The 8,322-nt window shown below is 37.6% G+C and carries 7 protein-coding genes; 4 read left to right on the top strand and 3 right to left on the bottom strand.

The window, feature by feature from the left end; genetic code table 11:
• Positions 1-611: 611 nt before the first annotated feature.
• From PY093_RS20930 to PY093_RS20915, 4 genes are all read left to right on the top strand, one after another.
• Positions 612-2,513: an LTA synthase family protein gene (locus tag PY093_RS20930; protein ID WP_275647687.1), complete on the top strand. Its 1,902-nt coding sequence runs from the start codon at positions 612-614 to the stop codon at positions 2,511-2,513.
• Positions 2,514-2,809: 296 nt separating this feature from the next.
• The gene (locus PY093_RS20925) at positions 2,810-4,003 is read left to right on the top strand and encodes a M14 family metallopeptidase (RefSeq protein ID WP_275647686.1); all 1,194 of its coding nucleotides are present in this window, start codon (positions 2,810-2,812) and stop codon (positions 4,001-4,003) included.
• Between the two features lie 147 nt (positions 4,004-4,150).
• Positions 4,151-5,293 (top strand): YqgU-like beta propeller domain-containing protein, encoded by a 1,143-nt coding sequence (locus PY093_RS20920; protein ID WP_345774257.1) that lies wholly within the window; start codon positions 4,151-4,153, stop codon positions 5,291-5,293.
• A gap of 11 nt (positions 5,294-5,304) precedes the next feature.
• Positions 5,305-5,613 carry an MTH1187 family thiamine-binding protein gene (locus PY093_RS20915; protein WP_275647684.1) on the top strand — a complete coding sequence of 103 codons (309 nt, stop codon included), beginning with the start codon at positions 5,305-5,307 and terminating at the stop codon, positions 5,611-5,613.
• 303 nt (positions 5,614-5,916) lie between these two features.
• Here PY093_RS20915 and tnpC read toward each other — a convergent pair whose 3' ends face one another.
• The 3 genes from tnpC to tnpA form a co-directional block, all read right to left on the bottom strand.
• Entirely contained in the window at positions 5,917-7,494 is a 1,578-nt protein-coding gene (tnpC, locus tag PY093_RS20910) for an IS66 family transposase (RefSeq protein WP_481769292.1), read from the bottom strand.
• Positions 7,495-7,562: 68 nt separating this feature from the next.
• The gene (gene tnpB, locus PY093_RS20905; protein ID WP_275645858.1) at positions 7,563-7,919 is read right to left on the bottom strand and encodes an IS66 family insertion sequence element accessory protein TnpB; all 357 of its coding nucleotides are present in this window, start codon (positions 7,917-7,919) and stop codon (positions 7,563-7,565) included.
• A complete protein-coding gene (gene tnpA / locus PY093_RS20900) occupies positions 7,913-8,239 on the bottom strand; it encodes an IS66 family insertion sequence element accessory protein TnpA (protein ID WP_275645859.1) in 327 nt (108 codons plus the stop codon). The genes tnpB and tnpA overlap by 7 nt, the downstream gene beginning before the upstream one ends.
• Positions 8,240-8,322 lie beyond the last annotated feature (83 nt).

Below are 8,322 nucleotides of genomic sequence, written 5' to 3'. Positions count from 1 at the left end.
AAATAAGAAACAACCGTGTAGTTGTTTTAAATAGTGGAATTAAAATAAACAAAGTCGTATCTTGATTTTAAAAACAGGGGTTTGACTTCGCCTCTGTCTTCACATGAAGAGAAAACAGACGCCAATGTGGTCGGTGGATCGCTTGTCTGTTGGTTTTCACCCCTGTAGTTAGTGCGTAACGCCGATGGGAGTTCGACTCCATGTACGCTTGCGAGAATCTATATGTGAGAACCCACGTGGGCTTGCCCCGTGGAGTGAGTCAGTTAGGTAGAATATTCAGATGATTATAACTTTTAAAATCATCGAAACTTTTTACAGCCTGCAGCGTCTAATATCTATAAGCTCAAAATAAGTAATTTTGTATAAAAATATACTACAAGCTAACCAATAAATTAGTTATTGCTTTTTTGTAAAGGTAGTATTAAGATTATGCTTAATCTTGCTTAAAACCTATAAAGGAGACTTCCCAAAGTGGGGGTGCTTTCGTCCCCGACTTTTACATCTTCAAATTTTAAAATTTTTGAAGTGGGGGTCTTACTGCTCGTTAATGCGGAATAAATGGGAAGTAATTGAAAAAATTGCCGTGTTCGCGCTACAAGGAGGTTGTATAGATGAGTAAATCATCTTTCTCAAAACTTAATTTTCTAGTATTAACAACATTTCTTCTATGGATTAAAACGTATATTGTCTATAAGACTAGCTTTGATATTAAAATAGAGTCGGTAATGCAGGAGTTTATCCTTTTTATTAATCCCCTAAGCTTTTTATTATTTGTGTTTGGATTAGCGTTTTTTTTGAAGGAAAAGCATAGAAATGCTTATATAATTACTGTGAGTGTTTTTACGTCCCTAATATTATTTGCGAATGTTGTATTTTATCGTTTCTTTAATGATTTCTTAACAATTCCAGTACTGTTCCAAACGAGCAATATGGGTGATCTAGGTAGTAGCCTTACGGAATTGTTTAAGTTTACGGATCTACTGCTTTTTAGTGATATTATTTTGGTAATACTTATCATGAAGCTTAGACCTCAGTTTGCAAGTATGGAAACATTCACAAGAAAAGAACGCAAATCTTATTTTATCATTGTTGCAGCCGTGTTCTTCTTTAACCTAGGACTCGCTGAAATACAAAGACCTCAATTGCTTACTCGTACATTTGACCGCGAGATGTTGGTGAAAAATATTGGAACATATAATTATCATATTTATGATATTGTCCTGCAATCTAAGTCGTCTGCTCAGCGTGCATTAGCAGACAGTAGCTCTTTCGTTGAAATTGAGAACTATATAAAAGCAAATCAAAAGAAACCAAATGATGACTTATTTGGGGTAGCCCGAGGAAAAAACGTTATTTTACTATCATTGGAATCTACACAAAGCTTCGTCATTAATGAAACAATCGATGGGGAAGAAATTACACCATTCCTAAATGACTTTATTGGAGAAAGCTTTTACTTTGATAATTTCTATCATCAAACGGGTCAAGGGAAGACGTCAGATTCAGAGTTTTTACTGGATAACTCCCTATATCCATTAGGCCGTGGGGCAGTGTTTTTTACACATAGTGGTAATGAATTTAATGCTACACCAGAAATACTAAAAGACAATGGTTACTACACCTCTGTATTACATGCAAATAATAAGAGCTTCTGGAATCGTGATATTATGTACGATACATTAGGATATGATCGTTTCTTTGAAATTTCAGATTATGAAGTGAATGAAGAAAATTCAATTGGCTGGGGTTTAAAGGATCTTGAGTTTTTTGATCAATCGATTGAGCACTTAAAATCTCAACCACAACCGTTTTATTCTAAATTCATTACACTAACAAATCATTTTCCATTTGAGTTAAATGAAGAAGATAAAATGATAAATGAATTTACATCGAATAGCCGAACTTTAAATCGCTATTTCCCAACTGTGCGGTACCAAGATGAAGCGGTTAAAAATTTTATCACTCGTTTAAAAGAAGCTGGTCTTTATGAAGATTCAATCATTATTATATATGGTGACCACTACGGAATTTCTGAAAATCATAATGTTGCAATGGGAAAATTTTTGGGTCGTGAAGTGACACCTTTTGAATCTGTTCAATTACAACGTGTCCCGTTTATTGTTCACATTCCAGGTATAACAGACAAAAAACCAGAATTATTCTCTCAAGTGTCAGGTCAAATTGATTTGAAACCAACAATCCTTCATTTATTAGGAATCAGTACAGAGAATGATATACAGTTTGGTTCAGATGTATTCTCTGATCAAAAGATGCCGTTTACAGTATTAAGAGATGGCAGCTTTATTACAGATGACTATGTATTCACGAAAAACACGTGTTATGATAAGAGTACAGGTGATGAAATTGATCAAGTGAATTGTGAACCTTACATGGAAAAAGCAAAGCAAGAGCTAGATTACTCAGATCAAATCGTTTATGGAGACCTCCTACGTTTTTATAACGGTACTTCTTATACAGAAGATCAAGGTTTTCCAAAAATACTAGATAAGTAGTCGATAAAAGCTTTGACCGATTTTCTGGTCAGAGCTTTTTCTAATGAATGAATAAAGTGGAATTTCAAACAGTGGGTCCATTCTTTGTTAGTTGAAGGTATAACGCTAGAAAGAGAGTACGTCCTGTTTTGTTGTCAGACCTTAAGGGGCAGCAAAATATTGTACCTAGTTTAAGTGTCTAGCTCCGGACGTACTTGCTTTACTTGAGCTAAGGATACAATCAGGTTGGTCATATGAATGTTTTATTGCTATCACTCATACAGTTGTATATAAGCAAACATTGAGGAGGTAGATGTATGAGGGTAACAGTTCGAGCAGGTGATTCACTATGGTACTATAGCCAACTGTTTGCACTGCCACTGCAGCTAGTTATTGATTCGAATCGAGATATAAATAGTAATTATCTTCAAATTGGTCAGCAGGTAAATGTACCTGGTTTTGCAAAGCGTAGCTATATCATTAAGAAGGCAGATACCTTTTGGACGATAGCTTCTAAGCGGAATATATCTTCCGATGCGCTTGTTTTATTAAACCCAGGAATTAATCCAAGATCATTAAAGGTAGGGCAAGAAATTTATGTTCCGGTAAGGGTAGCTGAACTTGTAGTTAACGGGAATAAAGAATATGATTATCAGTCATTGGTTACTGATATCCACAAGCTTATTGACGTTTACCCATTTATACAAAAGAGTTCAATTGGGGAAAGTGTATTAGGTTCAGATATACCAGAAATTAAAATTGGAAATGGACGTAAACGTGTACACATTAATGCTTCCTTTCATGCTAATGAATGGATTACTACAGGAATCATCATGACTTTTATTAATCAATATCTTTTAGCCCTTACCAATATGGCTTCAATAAGAGGCTTTGTGATCGAACCTTTCTATTATGATGTCACTCTTTCCATCGTGCCCATGGTTAATCCAGATGGGGTGAATTTGGTATTAAATGGTCCGCCAAGTGAGGAGCCCTATAAAAGCAATGTAGTTAAAATAAATGAAGGCAGCCTGGATTTCAAAAATTGGAAAGCGAACATTCGCGGGGTAGATTTGAATAATCAATACCCAGCAAAATGGGAGATTGAAAAAGAAAGAAAAGAACCTAAAGCAAAAGCACCAAGAGACTACCCTGGTGATGCTCCGCTAACAGAACCAGAGGCTATTGCAATGGCAGAACTAACTAGGAAAAGTGACTTCTCTAGAGTTCTTGCCCTTCACACCCAGGGTGAAGAAATATATTGGGGATATGAAGGCTTTGAACCAGATTATGCTAAAACCATTGTAAACGAATTTACACGTGTTAGTGGCTATCTAGCGGTGAGATATATAGATAGTCATGCAGGATATAAAGATTGGTTTATCCAGGAATGGAAGCGTCCTGGGTTTACGATTGAACTAGGAGAAGGTGTTAATCCATTGCCACTTTCACAGTTCTCTGAAATATATGAAGAGAGCCTAGGAATATTTTTAGCTTCATTGTATATGTGAGATATATAAGGTGTGAATGAAAACGATAATTAAGTGTACGCTAAAAAATAGTATTAAAAAGCCGATCTTTCGGCTTTTTTTCTCTTGTATTGAAACTTTTTAGGCCTCATAATCGTATTATTAAGTATGAGAGGTGAAATGTAGTTGATGAGAGTTCTTTTTGGATTTATATTTTTGATTATTGTATTAACTGGGTGTCAATCCTCTCATCAATTGTATGAAGTAGGTGATATGCCATATGGAGAAGATAAGGATTTACTTAAAAGTCCTGTACCTGTACGTTTTATTAGCGGTAAACAACAGATACAACCTCTTGACATAAATGGAGAAGCTTTTAATACAGTTGGTGAATGGTTTGACGATGAAAGTGTATTATATGTAATAGATCGAAATGGTGGTTCCGATATTTATTATTACAATCTTTTTTCTGGTAAAAAAGAATTGTTTTATAGTACAGAATTTCCGATTGTTACAATGAAAGCAAACGAAAATTACAGTCTATTTTTGATCCATACCTCAGGAGCACGAAATATGGCTGAATTAATTGTGCTCGACAAAAATGGTGATAAAAAGTATGATTGGCAAATCAATTCGTTCGATTTACAATATGTTTGGAATCCAGATGTAGTAGACGAAGTCTTTGTAACAGCATTTTTGGAGGATTGGACGTTCAATACGTTTGTTTTGAATGTTAAAGAACAAGAACAAGAACAAGCAGTTAAACAATATTCGATTCCTGAACCGTTTGTTCAATGGTTAGATCAGTCAAGTATCGCCTATATGAAATGGAGCCAAGATGAGCCGAGCTTTAGGGCACCATTGTACCAATATGATTTTATCAAGCAAAAAGAATCATTATTATTAGAAAATATTGTATACTTTGCAACGTATAAGGATTTCCTATTGTCCATAAGTAATGATGCAGAAGATAATTCGATAGGGGTTTATCGTTTTTATAAGCCTGGTAGTATGGAGAAGCTTAACGAGGTGAAAATCCCTCTATTAACAGATTACTCAAAATGGTTTGTTCCGTATCATGAATATGTAACAAGTAAAAAACAATTTTACACATTTGAGCCATCAGAAAGTGCAAGCTATGATACATATATTAAAAAGTTTGAGCTTGTTTCTTATTCAATTGAATCAGAAGAAACAGAAGTGATCCTTTCAAAAACTGATAATTTACCAATCAACTGTTCACCAAACGGTTACTTCTGTTTATACGGCTACCAGTTTGAGAAATTAATTGATATTAATGGAAAAGAAATAAAAGAGCTAATAAAAATGTAAGGAGTGATAGTATGGCAATTGTAGATGTTACGGTCATTCCAATTGGTACCAAGACACCAAGTGTAAGTGACTATGTTGTGGATATCCAAAGAATATTAGAGCAATTCAAGGTAGAAGGAAAAATTAATTTTCAATTAACACCAATGAACACATTAATTGAAGGTGAGCTTCCAATCCTTTTTGAGGTCATTCAGGCTATACATGAGGCACCTTTTAATCAGGGAATTAAAAGAGTAGCAACCAATATTCGAATTGATGATAGACGAGATAAGAAGGTTAGAATGGAAGATAAGCTTCGAAGTGTAAAAAGAAAATTATAAGAACAAAAGCGCAGGGCGCCTGGAGCTAGACATAGATAGACAGAGACACGAAGTAATACACAATACACAACCTTACAATTTTATAAATTCCTAAACAATAACAAAAAGCCATCATCTGATGGCTTTTTGTTACGAAGTAAGAAAGTATAAAAAGTAAAAAGTCTGTACTTAATTTAGTGGCTAGCTCCGGGCGCCCAGCGCTTTTCTTAAAAGATAAGAAAGTATAAAAATTTGTACCAAGTTTTAGTGTCGTAAGCGTCAAATAATCCCCACCTGTTTTCAGATGGGGATTTGATTTATGCTTTATTTAGATTTAACAAGAACCCGGCAATTCTCGGGAAGTGTCGGTGACCATGGCAGGAATTCGGCCAATTTTGTTTTGTCTGTCGTATCAATATTGGGAAGCTCCTGAAATAGATAGCTAAGATAATAGAATGGGTTCAATCCATTTTCCTTTGCTGTCTCTACAACACTATAGATGATCGCACTAGACTTTGCTCCCCTTGCGGTATTACTAAACAACCAATTTTTGCGGCCGATTACAAAAGGTTTAATAGATCTTTCGGCTAGGTTGTTATCAATCTCCAAATGTCCGTCCTCTAAAAATGCTACTAATCTATCCCATTGATTACGGCAATATTTGATAGCTTGACCAAGTGCACTTTTTGGCAATACACGGGGTGTTAGTTCTTTTAACCATGCCGAAAAAGCCTCTAGCACTGGTTTGCTGAGTTCCTGTCGTGCGTCGAAGCGCTCCTCCGGACTTACGCCCTTTAGTTTGCGCTCGATTTCAAATAATTGGTTACAATAAGCCAAACCTTCCTTTGCCTTGACGGTAGATGTGCTTGCGGTCTCAGGAAGCGCTCGAAGGGCCTCGGTGAATTTTCGGCGGGAATGCGCCCAGCACCCGACCAACCTAACATCCGGTATATTATTGTAACCAGCATACCCATCCACATGCAGATATCCCTGGAAGCCGTCCAAAAACCGCTGAGGATGCTTGCTAGCCCGTGTTTGCTGGTAATCATACAGGACTATAGGCGTATTCCCATGACCTGAGCGATACAGCCAGATATAGGATGTCGACGCCTGTGGACGATCTGGCTCAGATAAGACCTGCAGGGTTGTTTCATCGGCGTGTAGCCATTCCATCTGCAGGAGGTTCGCATGCATCTCCTCATAAATCGGACTAAGCCATGTTTCTGCCCCATAGATGGTCCAGTTGGCTAGCGTTTGACGAGAAATAGACACACCAAATCGCTCCAAGTGCTTTTCTTGGCGGTACAGGGGCATGCCTTCAACATATTTTTGGGTCATGGTAAATGCCATCGCCGAAGGGGATGCTAAACTACCAGGGAAAACTGACTTCGGCATTTCCGCCGTCACAATAGGTGTTTCTAATTCATTACGCTCGCAGTGGCGGCAACTATATACATGGCGAACATGTTCAACCACTTTGACCTGTGGTGGGATAACCTTTAATTCCTTGCGTACTTCTGTACTCATTTCATGCATTGTACCACTGCAGCACGAACAAACCTGTTCCTCATCAGACAAACGATAGTGAATCGTCTCTGTAGGCAGGTTTTCGAATTTGCGTTCACGTTCTCCACGCTGTTTCTTACGCTTATATGTAACCGTCTCAACGGTTGGTTCTTCAACCTTCGGGTCGAATGTAGCTTCGGCTTCATTAAAAAGGGAAAGTTGATCCAGGTCGGTCTTCTCGCTAGAAGCCCCGAATCTGCGCTGTTGGCTCAGACGGAATTGTTCCTCGTACCATTTTAGTTTAGCTTCCAACTCTTCCTTTTCCATTTCGAGTTTCTCGTTGAGCGCTTTGTAATATTCAATTGTATCTTTTGAAGTTTGCGCTGTCTTTTCCATACACCTAGTATACGGAAAAGAATCCGGTTTGACCAGCCGAATTCCCCCTATTTTGTATTTAACTAGTTTTATAGAATAATACGTGCTTTTACTTCCTGATGGGCTTGCTTTTGTTCGATGGATAGTCCATCTAGCAACCAACGAAATTGGCGAGGGCTGATGTTCTTGGGGGTCTTATCATTTTCCGATGGCCAATGGAAGGTACCTTTTTCCAGCCGGCGATAATAAAGCCAAAACCCATTATTTTCCCAATGAAGGATTTTTAACTTGTCTCGCTTCCGATTACAGAAAACGAATAGACTGGGCGAAAAGGGATCAAGTTCAAAACATTCCTTCACGATGACAGCTAGCCCATCAATCGATTTGCGAAGATCTGTACTACCCCGCGCTAGATAAACCCTTTGAAATTGGGTATTGGTTAACATTGGTTTTTAAGCACATGGACAACATCTGATAATAGATCCATGTTGGCTCCAGTTGGTACCTCAACTGTGATCGTACCAAAATGAAGCAGAACAGAACCCTGCCCCGAAGGGGGTGCTTCTTCATCAACCTGAACAGTGAACCATTGTGCCGCAACGGGTGTCTGTTTGGAACCGCTGTTACTTTCAAATTGCCGTATCCAGTAATACATTTGGTGGACTTTAATTTCTTGATGTTGGCACCAATCCACTACACTCTCTCCACTCTGTTTCCATTCTTCGTATCGTGCTTTCCATTCTATTCTTTTTTCCTTAAGGGTCATAGAAAAACCTCCCAATATGATTTCTAGGGAGATTATCTCATGGACTCACTATTAATAGAATGTGGGCTGTATTTGACGCTTAC

This window comes from Cytobacillus sp. S13-E01, from assembly GCF_029193815.1.
Classification (GTDB): Bacteria; Bacillota; Bacilli; order Bacillales; family Bacillaceae_L; genus Bacillus_BV.
The sequence above is the reverse complement of the archived record's forward strand: the minus strand, read 5'-3'. Positions and strand labels throughout refer to the sequence as shown.

Bases quoted from the DNA above. Each gene is read 5' to 3' on its own strand.
- tnpC (WP_481769292.1), bottom strand. From the start codon at position 7,494: ATGGAAAAGACAGCGCAAACTTCAAAAGATACAATTGAATATTACAAA.
- PY093_RS20920 (WP_345774257.1), top strand. From the start codon at position 4,151: ATGAGAGTTCTTTTTGGATTTATATTTTTGATTATTGTATTAACTGGG.
- PY093_RS20915 (WP_275647684.1), top strand. From the start codon at position 5,305: ATGGCAATTGTAGATGTTACGGTCATTCCAATTGGTACCAAGACACCA.
- tnpA (WP_275645859.1), bottom strand. From the start codon at position 8,239: ATGACCCTTAAGGAAAAAAGAATAGAATGGAAAGCACGATACGAAGAA.
- PY093_RS20925 (WP_275647686.1), top strand. From the start codon at position 2,810: ATGAGGGTAACAGTTCGAGCAGGTGATTCACTATGGTACTATAGCCAA.
- tnpB (WP_275645858.1), bottom strand. From the start codon at position 7,919: ATGTTAACCAATACCCAATTTCAAAGGGTTTATCTAGCGCGGGGTAGT.
- PY093_RS20930 (WP_275647687.1), top strand. From the start codon at position 612: ATGAGTAAATCATCTTTCTCAAAACTTAATTTTCTAGTATTAACAACA.